The organism is Sinorhizobium alkalisoli (genome assembly GCF_008932245.1).
Taxonomy (GTDB): Bacteria; Pseudomonadota; Alphaproteobacteria; order Rhizobiales; family Rhizobiaceae; genus Sinorhizobium; species Sinorhizobium alkalisoli.
Window position 1 is genome coordinate 375,384 of sequence record NZ_CP034910.1, and the last position, 16,451, is coordinate 391,834.

A 16,451-nucleotide genomic window follows, 5' to 3' on the forward strand; every position below is an offset into this window, starting at 1 on the left:
GATCAGGCCCCTCCTCCCATGCGCACGCGCGGGTCAATCGCGGCGAGCATCATGTCGGCGATGATGTTGCCGAGGATCAGCGTTGCCGAGAGGACCAGCATGAAGGTTGCCGTCACATAGACGTCGCCGACCCACATGGACCCGACGATCGCCGGTCCGACGGTCGGCAGCGCGAAGATGATCGCCGTCTCGATCTCGCCGGTCAGCATGTAAGGCAGAACGACGCCCTGATACATGATGAGCGGATGCAGCGCATTGGGAACGGCGTGCCGCATCACGACGGCGCCTTCGCTCAATCCCTTGGCGCGGGCCGTTTCGACATATTGCGCGTTCAGCGTGTCGAGCAGGTTGCCGCGCATGACGCGCATGTTATAGGCGAGCCCGCCGAAGGTCGCGATCGCGATCACCGGCCAGACATGCTTCACCAGGTCCACGAACTTGCCCCAGGACCAGGGCGCGCCGCCGTAGCGGGCGGAATGGAAGCTGTTGATGTCGCTGACGTTGAAGTGGAACACCAGGACGTAGACGATGATCAGCGCCATCAGGAAGCGCGGCACTGTCATGCCGAGGAAGGAGACGGTCGAGAGCAGGCTGTCGATCCAGGAATATTGCCGGGTGGCGGCAAGGATGCCGAAGCCGATGCCGATGACGGAGGCCAGGATATGGCAGACGAGCGCCAGCGCCAGCGTGCGCGGCAGGCGTTCCCCGACGACGTCGGCGACCGGCTTGTTGTAGTAGAGACTGTGGCCGAAATCGCCGCGCGTCAGGATGCCGGTGACCCAGTTGACGTACTGAACCGGCAGCGGCTTGTCGAGGCCGTGCGCCTTGCGATAGGCCTGCGCCTGGGCGTCGGCCGCCTCGAATGAAGCCCCGCCCTGGTTGATGAGCTGCGAGCGGATGTAGTCGCTATAGTCTCCGGGCGGCGCCTGGATGATGGCGAACGTCACCACGCTCAGGACGAACAGCACGGGTATGGCAGAGGCGGCGCGGACAAGCAGAAATCTGAACATGGCCGTTTCCTTCTGTCGGTTTTCCCTGGACGACGCGAAGATCGCCGCGGACTGAAAGGGCTGCCTCCCGGCCCGGAGCTTCGAATCCGGGAGGCCTGGGTTCAGTTTCAGTTGATCGGCCCACCTTCGCCGGGCTTGCCGGGAAGCTGTTCCGGATAGAGCTCGTAGTCGCCCTGCTTGTCCGCCGCGACGAAGACCCGTTCACGCATGATCGTGTCTTCCGCCCAATTGAACATGTAGATCGGCGCACCCGGCGGAATGTTCGAGAAGCGCTTGTTGATGATCAGTGCGCCCGGATATTCGGTGAGCCCGACGGTATCGACATTCGTCGTCGACACTTTCTGGAACTGTTTCATCAGCTCCGCCCGCTCGTCATTGTCGTTGGTCGCGATGAATTTGTTGACGATGTCGACGAGTTCCTTCTCGTGCGGCAGGAGATCGACCTCGCCGCTTTCCGGCGCGCGGTGGTGCCAGCTCGTGCGCGGACCGACCGGGGCGAGCTGGGTAGTGTTCTGCACGACAGAGGTCAATTCCTGGTCGTTTCGGCGCACGAGCCAATCGAACTTGCCGGCATATTGCGTCGCGTCCCGCTTGGTGCCGTCGACCGCGTTGAGGACCACCTTCAGGCCCAACCGCTCCATCTGCCCGACGACGCCTTCCGCAAGGTTGCGGTCGGTATTGTAATCGGAGTTGACGAGCATCACGATCTGCACGTCGCCGCCGCCGGCGGTGCCGGCGGGGAAGTTGACGAAACCGTTGCCGTCGGTGTCCTTGAGACCGACCTTTTCGAGAAGCGCCTTGGCGCCTTCGAGGTCATAGGGATAGTAGACCGTCGACCCCCGGTCATAGAAGCTGGTACCGGAGGAGAGCCCACCCGGGTAAATCGCCGTGAAGGGTCCCTTGACCAGAGCTTCGCCGAGCTTCTTGCGATCGACCGCCATGGTTACGGCCTTGCGGAAGTCGAGATTGCGATTGAGCTCGCGGACTGCCTGGGCGCGGTCGTCCGGCTCGCCCCAGCCATTGGCCGAGTAGTTCATGCGCAGATTGTAGCCGATGACACGCGGACCGAAGGCCAGTCGAGCGGGCGCGGATTCATCCGCCGCACGCTTCAGCGATTCCACGAAATTCTCCGGCTGCTCCAGGTTCGAGAAGTCACCGGATCCGGCGATCGCCTGCACGTCGCGATCCGCCCAGGTCGAGAGCTTGTAGTGGACCTCGTTCAGATAGGGCAGCTGGTTGCCGCCCTCGTCGACCTTCCAGTAATAGGGGTTGCGGCGGAGCACGATGATGTCGTCCGACCGATAGGCGACCGGAACCCATGCCCCCATTACCGGAATATTCAGATATTCCGGCGGGAAACCGTTCTTGTACTGGTCGTAGGTGGTATCGGCGAATTTCGGATGCTTGGTCTTGAGGATGTGCGACGGACCGGGGCAGAAGGTGCCGTAGGCCATGGCGTAGAGGTGTTGGCGCGGGAAGGCTTCCTTGAAGGTCCATTCGACCGTGTACTTATCGATCTCTTTCAGCGTCGTGCCCTCACCGAAGGTCTCGGGCGTCGCGCCGTTCAGTGGGGAAACGTTTGGATCGACGACGTTGTTGTCCCAGTAGAACATCACGTCCTCGGCGTCGAAGGGATCGCCGTCCGACCATTTCGCGCCTTCGATCAGGTGCATGGTGAGCTTATGGCCGTCCTCGGACCACTCCCAGCTCTTGGCAAGGTTCGGGAGTGGCTCCACGTCTTCGGCTTCCACCTGGTAGAGCGGCGCCGTGCGCGTCAGGCATTCGTACATGCCGATGTCGATACCGCCCCAGCCCTGGGTCTGGCCGGCGCTGTAGTTCCAGCCTTCCGGCCGGCCGCCGATGACATGGCGCATGACGTCGCCATAGACGCCGGCACCGTCCGGCATGTTGCCGGTCTTGAAGACCATCGGCTCCTTCGGCAGGCGCTCGGCCACCGGCGGCAGCTTGCCGGACTTGACAAATTTCTCCGTCACCCATTCAGGCTCGTGATATTCGGAGAGCGCCTTGAATTCCAGAATGGAATCGCGCGGCACATAGGTGATCTCGCCCTGCGCCGGAAACGGCGGCGGTTCCGGCACGACGGTCGGTTCGGATGCAGCGGCCTGCACCGCAAAGGCGGAAATGCCGATCAGCAGGCTGGCCGCTGTCTTCAGTCGGTACGTTTTCATTGTCTCTCGTTCTCCCTCCTCATTCGCCACGCCCGGGTCGGGTGGCACTCCTCCTTGGTCACGAGCACCCGCGTCTCCTCACGCAGATGACCTCGCGATGATTTCGATGCGCGTGCGGATGCGGCCGGGTTATCCCCTCTGCCCACACAACCTAACCAGCAGCGCGCAACTTTGCGGCTTCCTTTTCCGCACGGATCTCCTCGATCGAGCGCACATCGCGGCGCGCGGCGCCCTTCCAGTCGCGGGTCTTGACCGTCGCCTTGCTCAGCCGCTCCTTCGCCGCATCGACCGCATGCGCATATTGCGGCAGCCATTTCGCCTGGGTGACGACCATCTCGTCGACCATCTGCCACACCTCCTCCGGCGTGCAGATCGCGCCGACCAGCGGATCATGCAGCACGGCGAGCTTCAGGAGATCGATGTCTCCGGCAATCGCCGCATGCACCGACATGCGCTGGACGTTGATCGACGAGATGCAGGTGGCCGCACAGGCTTCCGGCAGCGTGATGCCGGACACCATGTTGATGCCGAAGCGGTCAACGAAGCCCGGCGATTCGATGATCGCATCGGCCGGCAGGTTAGTGATCACGCCATTGTTCTTGACGTTGAAATGGCCGCGATAGACGCGTCCGGTCTCCAGCGCCTCGAGAATATAGCTCGCATGCTCGTTCGAGCGCCTGATCGTGTCCAGCGGCCGGGCCGCCTCCTGGAGGAAGCGCGGAAATTCCGTTTCGAACCAGTTGCGGGTCTCGGTCGAATAGCGCAGATAGCCGCCGGTCTCGCCATGGATCCAGTCTGACATGTCGATCCATTTGGCGATCTCGTCCGGACGCTTGCGATACCAGGGCAGGTATTCGGAGAGATGGCCGTTGCTTTCCGTCGAATAGACGCCGAAGCGCTTCAACACGTCGATGCGGAGCTTCTCCTGCCTGGAGAAGACCGGATGCGCCTCGAAGGCGGCGACGAGCTCATCCTTGCCGACCCTGCGACCGTTCGCCCGCACATCGATGAACCAGGTCTGGTGATTGATGCCGGAGCAGATGTAATCGAGTTCGCCGTCCCTGGCGCCGAGGATCTCGGCGATCTGCTCGGCCCCGTGTTGGACGCCGTGGCAGAGGCCGACCGTGTCGACCTTGCCGTATTCGATCGCCGCCCAGGTGTTCATCGCCATCGGATTGGCGTAGTTCAGGAATTTCGCGCCCGGCTCGGCAACCTCGCGGATGTCCTTGCAGAAGTCGAGGATCACCGGAATATTGCGCTGGCCATAGAGGATGCCGCCGGCGCAGATCGTGTCGCCGACGCATTGGTCGACGCCGTATTTCAGCGGAATGCGGATGTCGTCGGCATAGGCTTCGAGACCGCCGACGCGCACGCAGCTGATGATATAGCGTGCGCCCTCGAGCGCCTTGCGGCGATCGGTCGTCGCCGTCACCCGCGTCGGCAGTCTGTTCGCCTCGACGACCCGGTCGAGGATCGTCTTGATCATGCCGAGATTGTGCTCGCTCAGATCCGTCAGGGCGAATTCAGCGTCCCTGAGCTCCGGCACGGACAAAATATCGGTAAAGAGCTTCTTGGTGAAACCGACGCTGCCGGCGCCGATGATGGCGATCTTGAAGCTGCTCATGGTCTTCTTGTTCCTCCTCGCGGACCGCGATCCTCGCGCCAAAAGGGTAAAATCAATTCATCGAACTGATTTCACACGCCGAGCACAGCCGCGCCCGCCAAACCCGGCCAAACCGGTTGCCTTGCGTGATCTGCAGCCATTATGTGTATAATCAGTCGCACCGCTAGAGAGGTATTGTGCTTTCATGGGTAATACTGTGCTGCAGCAATTGATCGATAAAGGGCCGGTGATGCGGACCGTTTCACTCCCGCGGGGACGGCAGAGCCTGCACACCATGCCGACGAGCACCGGCTATGAGATCCGGACCGATGCGGGCTATGACTGGGACGGGCGAAAGCGCGGCCAGACGCCGTTCACGGTATTGCAGCACACGATCGGCGGCGCCGGCAATCTGCGCTATGAGAACCGTACCTATCGCCTGCGCGAGGGCGAGACACTGCTGTTGCTCGTGCCGCACAATCATCGCTACTGGCTCGAGGACGGCGGCCGCTGGGAATTCTTCTGGATCTCGATGAACGGCGAGGAGGCGTTGCGCATCCACCGCGCCATTCTCGCGGTCACTGGCCCCGTCGTCAGGCTGCACCCGGAAACGATCGAGCATCTCTCTGACTGCAGCCTGCGGCTGATCACCGGAGCGGAAACGCCTGGCCGCGCCTCGGCAATCGCCTATGAGGCGGCGATGGCGCTTTACGACGACGTCTTCGGCTCGCACCCCGTCCTCAGCGAGGAATATCGCCGAATGCAGCATGTGATCGACCACATCCTCGCTAATCTGGAAAAACCCTTGCCCGTCGAGGAACTGGCCCGTGTCTCAGGCTTGAGCCGCGCCCATTTCTCCCGCGTCTTCGCCGCGAGCGAAGGCATGCCGCCGGCGGAATTCGTGCTGCAGAAGCGGCTGCAACGGGCGGTGAAGCTCCTTACCAAGACCGCTGACCTGCCGGTCAAGGAGGTCGCGATCTTGTCCGGCTTCGAGGATCCCAACTACTTCGCCAAGGTCTTCCGCCGCGTCTTCGGCGCCAGCCCCACCGAGTTCCGCACGACCGGCATGTATGCAAGCGTGGCGCCGAATGGACAAAAAACAAGCGAATCCGTCACCACCTTGGCCGCTGCACGCGATTGAAATCGCGGCGATAAAATTTTACTAAACGAATGAGGATAGGCACGCGGGAACGTAAAAATGGTGACAATCAAGGAAATCGCTGCGGCCGTCGGCGTTTCATCAGCAACCGTCTCGCGGGTCCTGAACTACGATCCGACGCTCTCGATCTCGACGAAGAAGCGTCAGGCGATCATCGAGACGGCGGAGGCGCTGAATTATGCCACGCCGCGCAACCGCAGCCGCGCAGCCGCTCAAAGCCTCGGTGCCGGGCTGAAGATCGCGCTCGTGCATTTCCTCGACCCTGCCAAGGAACTTGCCGACCCCTATTACGTCGGCGTCCGGCTCGGCATCGAAAGCCGCTGTCAGGCCTTGAAGAGCGAGGTCGTCAAGGTCTTCCTCACGGGAAACGCTCCGGAAGCGACGATCCTCGAGGGCGCCTCGGGCGTGGTGGCCGTCGGGCACTATTATGGCGAGGAACTCGAATGGCTGCGCCGCCATAGCCGCCACCTCGTCTTTGCCGACTATGCGCCGATCGGAGACTTGGACGACAGCGTATTGAGCGACGTCGCCCATGCCATGACCCGGCTCCTGGAAGCTGCCCATGGCATGGGGTATCGCCGGATCGGCTTCGTCGGCTGGGTGGACGCCTTCTACGGGCCCGACAATATCCATGCGGAGCGGCGCTGCCGCACCTTCATCGACTGGATGACGAAGGCAGGGCTCTATGATCCGGATCTGTGCATGGTCGAGCGCCTGACCCCCGACAGCGGCTACATGCTGACAAAGGCGATGCTGTCGAACCCCAATCCGCCGACGCTCCTGATCACCTGCAACGACAACATGGCGCTCGGCGCCTACAGGGCAATCCGGGAATTGGGGCTCAGAATTCCCGAAGACGTCGCGGTGGCCAGCTTCAACGACATTCCGGTCGCGCAGTTCCTTGCTCCGCCGCTGACCACGGTAAAAATTCCGGCAGAACTGATCGGCGAAACCGCGGTCGACCTGCTGCTGGAGCGCCTTTCCGGGCGCGAAGTCGCCAAGAAGGTGATCCTCGCCACCGAGATCATCTGGCGCGGCAGCATGGCTCAGCCGGCGGAAACCGAGGAAACGACCGGGACCCGGCTGGCGGCGCGGAACTGAGCTGCCTCCGTGTCGCACCAGGCGGAATGTATCGTGCTCCTGCGCCGGACCAAGCAGGCCCCGCAAAGCGGCCGCCGCCAAGTCGAGGCGGTTGCGAACTGACCTTGCGCCCGGTTGCACCGAAACGAAAGCAGGCTACCATCGGAAAGATCATGCGTTGGCCGAATGGCGAGGAGTTGCGACGATGCATATATGCGTTCAATGCGTGACGGTGGCGCTGGCTCTCATCGGCCTTTTGGCAGGGCAAAGCGCGGCGGCCGATTGGGCGAATGGCCAGCGGATTGCCGAGCGCTGGTGCGCCGGCTGTCACGTAGTTGCTCCGGGTCAAAGCCGAGGCTCGGACACGGTTCCGACCTTTGCCGAGATCGGCAGTTCGAAGCGGCTCGACGACGCCGCGCTCACCGCGTTCCTGACGGATCCCACCCATTCCCGCATGCCGCCGCTGTCGCTTGCGCGATCGGAGATCGCCGACCTCGTCGCCTATATCGCGCGTCAGTCGCGATAATCGCGACAGCAGCGCCTGAGCCGCACCGGCGCACAACGACAGATCGTCGTTGAAATCGATTACATTTTCTGGCTTCATAAGCGTCGCATAAGTTGGGAGGATCTTATGAAGAGGTTTATTGCTTTTGCGATGGGTGCGGTCGCATCCATGGCGATTTCGGCATCGGCTTTTGCCGAGACCTTCAAGATCGGTCTTTCGAACGGCTGGGTCGGCAGCGAGTGGCGCACCCAGATGATCGACGAGGCGAAGACGGCGGCCGAGAAATGGAAGGAGCGCGGCGTCGACGTCGAGGTCTCCGTACAGAGCGCCAATGTCGACGTGCCCGGGCAGATTGCCCATGTCCGCAATTTCATCGCGGAGGGCGTGGACGCGATCATCATCAACCCGAACAGCCCGACGGCCTTCGATCCGATCTTTGCTCAGGCGAAGGAAGCCGGCATCCTGGTGATCGCGACGGACGCCGAGGTTTCGTCGCCCGACGCGATCTATGTCGGCATCGACCAGACCGCCTGGGGTGCCGCCGGCGCCGAGTGGCTTACAAAGACACTTGGCGGCAAGGGCAAGGTGGTGGCGATCAACGGCGTCGCGGGCCATCCGGCGAACGAGATGCGTGTCGCGGGCTACCGGCAGGTCTTCAAAGATCATCCGGACATCCAGATCGTCAACGAGGTCAATGCCAATTGGGACCAGGCGCAGGGACAGCAGGCGATGCAGAACATTCTTGCCACCTATCCTGACATCAACGGCGTTTTCGTCCAGGACGGCATGGCGGCCGGTGCCTGGAAGTCGATCATGGATGCAGGCAAGAAAGACCAGATCGCCGCGACCGGCGAAATCCGCAAGGACTTCATCGATCTCTGGATAAAGGAGAAGCTGAACTCCGGCGCGACCGTCAATCCGCCCGGTGTCATGGCGAGCGCGCTCAACGTCGCGGTTCTGATGCTGCAGGGAAAGGAACTCAAGGACCCGGCGAAGGCCGGCCAATACGGCAATGCGCTCTACCTGCCGATCCCGTTCATCGATAGCGAGAATGTGGAGGAGGCGGCCAAGCAGCTCGAAGGCAAGCCCGGCTATTACTCCTATACGAGCTCGCTTTCGATCGAAGAGGCGGAAGCTCTCTTCAAATGAGGTCCTCCGAGCGTGGGCCGGTTGCTCGCGCTCGGCCGACGAACCGTGGTGGACGGGTTTCCATGTCGAAACTGAAACTGAGCGGCGTGAGCAAAGCTTACGGCGCTACCGTGGCGCTCCGCCGGGGCGATCTCGAAGTCGTAGCCGGCGAGGTCCATGTGCTGATGGGCTCGAACGGGTCCGGCAAGAGCACCCTTTGCAAGATCATTGCCGGCAGCGTGCGGCCGGATGCCGGCAGAATCCTGATCGACGACACGCCTGCCACAATCACCGGACCGCGATCGGCACGGGCGCAAGGAATCGGCATCTTCTATCAGGAACTCAGCCTCGCCGCTCACCGCTCGGTCGAGGAGAACATCTGCCTGGCGGCTCTGCCGGTCAGGGGCGGCCTCTTTGTCGACCGGGCTTCGATGAAAGAGCGGGCGGCACGCTATATAGCGCTGTTCGACGGCGTGTCCGGCGAAGGATTCGCGGCCGACGTGCTTGTCGGCAATCTTCGCCCGGACCAGCGTCAACTCGTCGAGATCATGAAGGCGCTGGCGAGCGAGGCGCCGCTCCTCATCTTCGACGAACCGACTTCGGCGCTCGACCGCGCCCAGGTCGAGCGCTTCTTCGAGATCCTCGGCGATCTCAAGCGCCGCGGACGCGGTATCATTTTCATTTCCCATCGCATGGACGAGATAAAGGCTATCGGTGACCGCGTCACAATCATCCGCGACGGCGAGACGATCACGACCCTCAATCTCGACGAGACCGATGCCGCCACCGTGATCCGGCTGATGGTCGGCGGCGCCGGCGACATGCCGGCCTCGCAATCCTCCGTCCCCGCCGCCGTCGACACCGCGGCGGAAGCTGCGCTGACGGTCCGCAATCTTTCCGGCGCCGGCTTCCGCGATGTCAGCTTGGAGGTCGGCCGCGGCGAGATCCTGGGATTCGGCGGCTTGCACGGCCAGGGGCAGTCCGCCCTGCTTCGAGCAATTTTCGGCGCCGGCGCGATCACCTCCGGCGAGATCCGGATCGGCAGCGAGCGCTTCAGGGCTTCGAGCCCGCGCGAGGCGATCCGGCGGGGCTGCGCCTATGTCTCGGGCGATCGCAGCCGCGACGGCGTCATCAGCGGCCGCCCCATCATCGAAAACGTCTCACCGATCCACTATCTGCGCGATCGCGTGATGATCGCGAGCCCGTCCAAGCTGCGTGATCGGGTACTGCCCGCACTTCAGAGTATGCACACGAAGTTTGCGAGCCTCTTCGATCCGATCAGCGCGCTTTCGGGCGGCAACCAGCAGAAGGTGATCATCGCCCGCTGGCTGATCGACCGACCGGACGTGCTGCTGCTCGACGACCCGACCAAAGGCATCGATCTTTCGGCGAAGGCCGATCTTTTCGCATTGATCCGGCAATTGGCGGCCGAGGGCCTCGGCATCCTTCTCTATTCCTCGGAGGATGCCGAACTTCTCGGCAACGCCAACCGCATCCTCGTTTTCAACGGTGGGTCCGTCAGCCGGGAACTCACCGGTGCCGAACGCACCCGCTACAATCTCTATCAAGCCGCTTACGAGGCCGCGTAATGGCAGAGATCGCAACCGGCCCGATGTCGCGCCGCGTCGGCAGCATCCGCAGGCTGCTCGAGCGCTATCCCTTCCTGCCGGCGCTCGCCATCGTCGCGGCACTTCTTCTTCTGAACGGCTTCTTCTCGCCCGCAAGCCTCAGCTATCGCGCGCTGACGGGCCTCCTCAGCACCTATATGGCGCTGATCCTGCTCTCGATCGCCCAGACCTATGTCGTCTATGCCGGCGATATCGACCTTTCCGTCGGGTCGATCCTCTCGCTCGTCAATGTGACGATCATCGTGTTGATGGAGCGATGGGGCGGGGGCGCCGGCGCCATTCTGCTTTCGCTGGCGCTAGGCCTGCTGCTCGGCCTTGCCTGCGGCCTTGTCAACGGTCTCGTCGCCGCCGTGCTGCGCCTGCAGGCGATCGTTGCGACCTTCGCGACCAGCATCTTCTTTACCGGGCTCGCACTTTATATCCTGCCGGTCGCCGGAACGCCGGCGCCCGCGCTCTTCTGGCGCACCTATGGCGGTCGGCTGTTCGATTTGCCTTTCGTCTTCTACATCCTCGCCGTGCTGCTCGCGCTCCTTTTCATGCTTGCCCGTACGCGCCTTGCCGCCCAGTTGCTTGCCGTCGGCGACGACCGGCAGGCAGCCTACCAGACCGGCCTCCCGGTCGTGTCCATCCGCATCAGGGGCTACATGCTTTGCGGCCTTTTTGCCGCGCTCGCGGCCTTCTGCATCACCGGAGACACGGCAAGCGGCGATCCGCTCGTCGGTGGCAAGATGACGCTTTACAGCGTGGCTGCTGTCGTGCTCGGCGGCAGTGCCCTTGCCGGCGGCTGGGGAACCGTGGTCGGTTCGCTCCTGGGAGCGCTGACGATCGGGCTTATCAATTCGCTCGTCTTCTTCATGGGCACGCCGTCCGAATGGCAGAACTTCATGCAAGGGCTCGCCATCCTCCTCGTGTTGATGGCGGGCGTGCTTGCCGGTCGGAGGGCGCGGTCATGAGTCGGGTGATTTCCTTTATTCGTCAGCCGGTCGTCGTCGCTCTGGTGCTGATCGTAGTGCTTCTCTATCTCGGCCAGCTTCTGTCGCCCGGCTTTGCCGGTGGCGGGCAGATCCTGCGGTTGCTGATCGTCGCCGCGCTGCTCGGCATCGTCGCAGCGGGCCAGAACGTCGTCATTCTCGGCGGGCGCGAGGGCATCGACCTCTCGGTGGGCGGGGTCGTGTCGCTCTCGGCGATAATCGCCGGCAATGTCATGAACGGCGCCGACAGCGGCATCCTGCCGGCGATCGCCGCCTGCCTCGCCGCCGGCGCCTTCTTCGGCCTCTTGAACGGGCTCGGCGTGACCCTCCTGCGCATTCCGCCGCTCGTCATGACGCTCGGCATGCTGGGCGTGCTGCAAGGACTGCTGGTCGTCATCCGCATGGGCATTCCCTCCGGCCAGGCCGCCCCTTCCCTGTCGCGCTTCGTGAGCCAGCCGCTCGTCTTCGGCCTGCCCGGCATCATCTGGCTCTGGATAGCGGTGGGGCTGCTGATGTCCTTCATGCTCCACCGCACCGTCTTCGGCCACCGCATCTACGCAATCGGATCGAACGAGCATGCGGCCCATATGGCCGGCGTGCCGGTGCGGCCGATGCGCATCGCACTCTTCGTCATCTCCGGCATGTTTGCGGCGCTCGCCGGGCTCTGCCTGCTCGGCTATTCCGGCTCCTCATTCGCCAATGTCGGCGAGCAATATACGCTAACCTCCATCATCGCCGTCGTCTTCGGGGGCACCTCGCTCGCCGGCGGCAAAGGCGGTTATACCGGCACGATGGCCGGCGCGGTCCTGCTCGTCATCCTGCAGGGGATACTGACAACGGTGAACATCGACGAGTCCGGCCGGCAGATGGTCTTCGGGGCGACGCTTCTCCTGTTGATGACGTTCTATGGCCGCGGGCGGGCGATGCGGGCATGAGGGAGCGTCCGAAGATCAAGGACATCGCCGTCAAAGCGGGTGTCTCCGTCGCCACCGTCTCGCGCGCGCTTGCCGATTCCAGCCTAGTCACGGCCGAGACGCGCCAGCGTATCCGTGAGCTTGCACGCGAGCTCAACTATCGCCCGAATGTCAGCGCCCGCAATCTGAGGACCCGCAAGTCGATGGCGGTGCTGCTCGTCGTACGCGATGTCGGCAATCCGTTCTATCTCGACGTATTGAAGGGCGTTGAGGCGACGGCGCGGGAGGCCGGCTATTCGGTGCTGATGGGCAATACCGAAAACGAACCGGCCCGCGAAACCGAGTATTTCCACATGCTGCGCGACGGCCATGCCGACGGCATGATCCTGATGACCGGCAAGCTGCCGCCCGATGGCGGCACCCGCGCCGGCGGCTGGAGCCGCCTGCCGGTGGTGGTGGCGCTGGAGATGATCAAGGGCTCGAGGCTGCCGCATGTGCAGATCGACAATGTCGGCGCCGCCCGGGCGGCGGTGGAGCACCTGATCTCGCTTGGCCATCGGCGGATCGCCCATATCAGCGGCCCCATTCCCGAACCGATGAGCCTTGACCGCCGGGAAGGCTATCGCCTTGCCATGCGCGCTGCGGATCTCGATATCCCCGCGGGCTACGAGGTGCGCGGCAATTTCCTGCTCGAAAGCGGGCAGGAAGCGTGCCGGCGACTTATTGCCCTGCCGGAGCCGCCGACGGCACTCTTCGTCGCCAATGACGAAATGGCCTATGGCGCCGTGCATGAACTCAGAAGGTCGGGATGCGACGTGCCGCGCGACGTTTCCATCGTCGGCTTCGACGATCTCTATCTGAGCAAGGCCTTTTATCCGCCGCTGACGACCGTCAGCCAGCCGCGCGCCGAGATCGGCCGGAAGGCCATGGAGCTGCTGCTGAAGATCCTGTCGGGGGGCCGCACCGATGCGGACGATGCGATCGTGCTGCCGACGGCGTTGAACATAAGGAGCAGCACGGCGCCGCCCCGCTGATATTCTGGGAGGGAGACATGACCATGCTACCGAAGCAGACGCTGCGTGTCGGTTTTGTCGGAACCGGTTTCATCGCCGGCTTCCATCTCAAGTCGATGGTCGGCGTGCGCAACGTCGAGGTGACCGGCGTCTATAGCCGCAGTCCCGAAAACCGCAATCGCTTTGCCGAAGCGGTGAAGGCGCTCGAGCTCGGAGGCTGCCGCGCTCATGACAGTCTCGAGGCGCTCGTCTCCTCCGGCGACGTGGACGCGATCTGGATTCTCTCTCCGAATTACACGCGGATCGACGTCATGCGGGCGCTGCATCGGGAGATCAAGGCGGGACGCAGCAAGATCTTCGCCGTCGCCTGCGAGAAGCCCTTGGCGCGCACGGTCGCGGAAGCCCGGGAAATGCTGCAGCTTGCCGAGGACGCCGGTCTCAATCACGGCTATCTCGAAAATCAGGTATTCGCCACGCCGGTGCAGCGCGGCAAGGAGATCATCTGGCGGCGCGCGGTCTCGACGACGGGCAGGCCCTATCTGGCGCGGGCGGCGGAGGAGCATTCCGGTCCGCACGAGCCCTGGTTCTGGCAGGGCGACAAACAGGGCGGCGGCGTGCTTTCCGACATGATGTGCCACAGCGTCGAGGTGGCGCGTCATCTTCTGACCGCGCCCGGCGCACCGCGCAACTCCCTGAAGGTCCAGGCGGTGAACGGCACGGTCGCCAACCTGAAATGGACGCGGCCTGGCTATGCCGACCAGCTCCGCCACCGCTTCGGCGGCGAGGTCGACTACCGCAACCGCCCTGCCGAGGACTTCGCCCGCGCAACTGTCATGCTCGAGGACGAAAACGGACAGGAGCTGATGATCGAGGCGACGACCTCCTGGGCTTATGTCGGCGCCGGCTTGCGCATCCAGCTCGAGCTGTTGGGACCTGAATATGCACTCGAATATAACTCGCTCGGCGCCGGCCTCAAGATCTTCCTGTCGCGAGCCGTGCAAGGGTCCGAGGGCGAGGACCTCGTCGAAAAACAGAATGCCGAGCAGGGGCTGATGCCGGTACTCGAAGACGAGGCGGGCGTCTATGGCTACACCGACGAAAACCGGCACATGGTCGAGTGTTTCCGCAAAGGGATCAAACCCATCGAGACCTTTGAGGACGGGCTTGCCGTGGTCGAGATCCTGATGGGACTCTATCGCTCCGCCGAAATCGGCGCGACGCTGCACTTTCCGGCAGCGGAGCTCGAGAATTACGTGCCGTTGGTGGCGCGTACCGGCCATGGTCGCCGCCGACGAAACGGCGCATTTTCAGCCTGAAAGGCGGACGGCGGGTTTTACATTGCGGGGATATGTAAACGAGCATATTATAATATCCTCGAAAGGATATGCTGCCATGCCCCTCTACATCAAAGACGCTGAGGTGGATAAACTCGCCGAGGAGCTTGTCGGACTCACCAACTCTACCAAGGTTGAGGCTGTCAAAATTGCGCTCAAGCACGAGATCGACAGCCGCAAGTCCAAACTGCATGTTCGCGATCGTCTTGCAAAGACCCTCGCAATGGCTCGCGCAGCTGGCCCAATGGTTCACCTTGACCACAAGAAGGTCACGGACGAACTGTGGGGGGAGGATTGATGCTGTTTATTGATGCGTCGGTTATCGTGGCGATCATCGGCTTGGAAGACGATGCAGACGACCTGATGGATCGATTGACACAGCACGATGGCCAATTTTACGTGTCAGCAGTCGTCCGCATGGAAGCCGTGTTGTCGCTCACACGGCAATTTGCGGAGGTCGAGGGACCAAACAAGGCCGCCACCCCGGCCATGCTCGCAAAAGCGCGGCAATTGGTCGACCAGTTCATTGCCGACTTGGCAGCGAAGGAAACCGTGATTGGCGATGACGTGGGCACCAAGGCGATCGACGCCGCGCAGCGTTATGGCAAAATCGTCAATCACCCTGCCAAGCTCAACATGGGCGATTGCTTCGCTTACGCCTGTGCCCAGGCGAACCGGCTGCGGATCGCATATAAGGGCCACGATTTCAGCGAAACCGATCTGGCTTGGTAGCGCCAAGCCCTGGCCTTTACCCGAAATGGTTGCAACAGAATAGATTGCGGCCGATTTTCGCCGTGTAGTGGCGATAGCAAATGTGAAGACCCGTGGCCTTCGTCTTGGCCGGAGGACCGATACCGCCGCCAAGGGAACGGTCCTGACCGACTGGCGGCGGCAGGCACGGCTTGAGGATCTGTTGGGGCGGTTATGGTCGTCGGCGACGAAACGGCGCAAACCAGCCTGAAAGGGCCTAATGCATGTCGCCCAAGAGTGTGCAGCGGTTTTGGGCCAACGACGTGCATGAAAACAAGAACTAATGCGCGTTGCACGAATACCATGAAGCGCGACGCGCTTTAAGTGCCCCACCCTATCAGGCTGATGAGACCATGGCTCAATCGACGAACACGGTAAGCGTGCCGTCAGCCTCGACCCTCACCGCAACCGCGGCGTCTATCTGGTCATCAGTAAGGTCGTCAAAGTCGAGTTCGGCCAGATCCTGGCGAAGCTGGGCGATTTCTGCCTCCCGGGCCTCGACGGCGTTGTCGAGTGCGGTGCGATTGACCGCGAACTCGTCGACGTCGACAACGGTGACCTCGACATCATCCGCAATCCCGCTTAGATCGGTCTTGCTGGCGCGGATCGTGGAGATCAGCGTGCCCAAATTCGTGTTGTTCACGCTGCCGGTCGTATCATCGTCGTCTCCATCGTCAGCCCGCTTGGTCTGACCCGGCGCGTAAGTTTTGGCACTTTCGTCGTCGCCTTTCACTTGACCGGGTGCAAAGTCCCTGGCGCTCTCGCCTTCGCCCTTGGCATGGCCGGGGGCGCTTTCGGCGGCACTGTTCTCGCTACCACGACCATTGCCCTCGCGATTTCCATTGCCACTTCCATTGCCGTCCTGTGCGAATGCGGGTGTGGCCACGCTCGCGCAGGCAAGCAGTGCGGCAGCTAAACTGCGACAATTCTCGTCATGTGCGTGTTCCTTTCCTTGGTTCGAAGTGCAAGCCTCAGTTAGGCAAGTTCGAATTCGGCGTTCCCGAGATTGTTCCGTGCGCACCCATGACATCGGACCATTGCCTTTTCGTCTGAGCCGTTGGTCCGATCAACAAAGATCCGATCGGCGGTCCCGACGACCGGCATGAAGCAGAGGGAAGTGGATGACGCTTAGGACCTTCGTCTTGGCCGAAGGTCCGACCGGGCCGA

15 protein-coding genes are annotated in these 16,451 nt (G+C 62.7%); 11 read left to right on the forward strand and 4 right to left on the reverse strand.

Features of this window, described 5'->3' with window-relative positions; all coding sequences use genetic code 11:
• Positions 1–2 precede the first annotated feature (2 nt).
• From EKH55_RS19365 to melA, 3 genes are all read right to left on the reverse strand, one after another.
• Positions 3–1,010 (reverse strand): ABC transporter permease, encoded by a 1,008-nt coding sequence (locus tag EKH55_RS19365; RefSeq protein WP_151612544.1) that lies wholly within the window; start codon positions 1,008–1,010, stop codon positions 3–5.
• 107 nt (positions 1,011–1,117) lie between these two features.
• Positions 1,118–3,199 carry an ABC transporter substrate-binding protein gene (locus EKH55_RS19370; RefSeq protein WP_069460948.1) on the reverse strand — a complete coding sequence of 694 codons (2,082 nt, stop codon included), beginning with the start codon at positions 3,197–3,199 and terminating at the stop codon, positions 1,118–1,120.
• A 151-nt stretch (positions 3,200–3,350) separates the two neighbouring features.
• On the reverse strand, positions 3,351–4,823 hold the full coding sequence (melA, locus tag EKH55_RS19375; protein WP_151612546.1) for an alpha-glucosidase/alpha-galactosidase: 1,473 nt from the start codon (positions 4,821–4,823) through the stop codon (positions 3,351–3,353).
• 184 nt (positions 4,824–5,007) lie between these two features.
• Here melA and EKH55_RS19380 point away from each other — a divergent pair, with 184 nt between their 5' ends.
• From EKH55_RS19380 to EKH55_RS19430, 11 genes are all read left to right on the forward strand, one after another.
• Complete coding sequence (locus tag EKH55_RS19380; protein ID WP_069460946.1) at positions 5,008–5,943, forward strand: AraC family transcriptional regulator; 936 nt, start codon at positions 5,008–5,010, stop codon at positions 5,941–5,943.
• A gap of 57 nt (positions 5,944–6,000) precedes the next feature.
• Positions 6,001–7,062: a LacI family DNA-binding transcriptional regulator gene (locus tag EKH55_RS19385; protein ID WP_069460945.1), complete on the forward strand. Its 1,062-nt coding sequence runs from the start codon at positions 6,001–6,003 to the stop codon at positions 7,060–7,062.
• Between the two features lie 184 nt (positions 7,063–7,246).
• Complete coding sequence (locus EKH55_RS19390) at positions 7,247–7,567, forward strand: c-type cytochrome (RefSeq protein WP_151612548.1); 321 nt, start codon at positions 7,247–7,249, stop codon at positions 7,565–7,567.
• Positions 7,568–7,672: 105 nt separating this feature from the next.
• Positions 7,673–8,695 (forward strand): ABC transporter substrate-binding protein, encoded by a 1,023-nt coding sequence (locus EKH55_RS19395; RefSeq protein ID WP_151612550.1) that lies wholly within the window; start codon positions 7,673–7,675, stop codon positions 8,693–8,695.
• Between the two features lie 62 nt (positions 8,696–8,757).
• On the forward strand, positions 8,758–10,263 hold the full coding sequence (locus tag EKH55_RS19400; protein ID WP_151612552.1) for a sugar ABC transporter ATP-binding protein: 1,506 nt from the start codon (positions 8,758–8,760) through the stop codon (positions 10,261–10,263).
• A complete protein-coding gene (locus EKH55_RS19405) occupies positions 10,263–11,255 on the forward strand; it encodes an ABC transporter permease (protein ID WP_151612554.1) in 993 nt (330 codons plus the stop codon). The genes EKH55_RS19400 and EKH55_RS19405 overlap by 1 nt, the downstream gene beginning before the upstream one ends.
• Positions 11,252–12,208 carry an ABC transporter permease gene (locus EKH55_RS19410; protein ID WP_151612556.1) on the forward strand — a complete coding sequence of 319 codons (957 nt, stop codon included), beginning with the start codon at positions 11,252–11,254 and terminating at the stop codon, positions 12,206–12,208. The genes EKH55_RS19405 and EKH55_RS19410 overlap by 4 nt, the downstream gene beginning before the upstream one ends.
• Positions 12,205–13,221, forward strand: a complete 1,017-nt coding sequence (locus EKH55_RS19415; protein WP_151612558.1) for a LacI family DNA-binding transcriptional regulator — start codon at positions 12,205–12,207, stop codon at positions 13,219–13,221. The genes EKH55_RS19410 and EKH55_RS19415 overlap by 4 nt, the downstream gene beginning before the upstream one ends.
• Positions 13,222–13,238: 17 nt before the next feature.
• Complete coding sequence (locus tag EKH55_RS19420) at positions 13,239–14,516, forward strand: Gfo/Idh/MocA family protein (RefSeq protein WP_151612560.1); 1,278 nt, start codon at positions 13,239–13,241, stop codon at positions 14,514–14,516.
• Between the two features lie 76 nt (positions 14,517–14,592).
• Positions 14,593–14,832, forward strand: a complete 240-nt coding sequence (locus EKH55_RS19425) for a type II toxin-antitoxin system VapB family antitoxin (protein WP_151612562.1) — start codon at positions 14,593–14,595, stop codon at positions 14,830–14,832.
• Complete coding sequence (locus tag EKH55_RS19430; protein ID WP_151612564.1) at positions 14,832–15,266, forward strand: type II toxin-antitoxin system VapC family toxin; 435 nt, start codon at positions 14,832–14,834, stop codon at positions 15,264–15,266. The genes EKH55_RS19425 and EKH55_RS19430 overlap by 1 nt, the downstream gene beginning before the upstream one ends.
• 376 nt (positions 15,267–15,642) lie before the next feature.
• Here EKH55_RS19430 and EKH55_RS19435 read toward each other — a convergent pair whose 3' ends face one another.
• A complete protein-coding gene (locus tag EKH55_RS19435) occupies positions 15,643–16,314 on the reverse strand; it encodes a hypothetical protein (RefSeq protein WP_151612566.1) in 672 nt (223 codons plus the stop codon).
• Positions 16,315–16,451 lie beyond the last annotated feature (137 nt).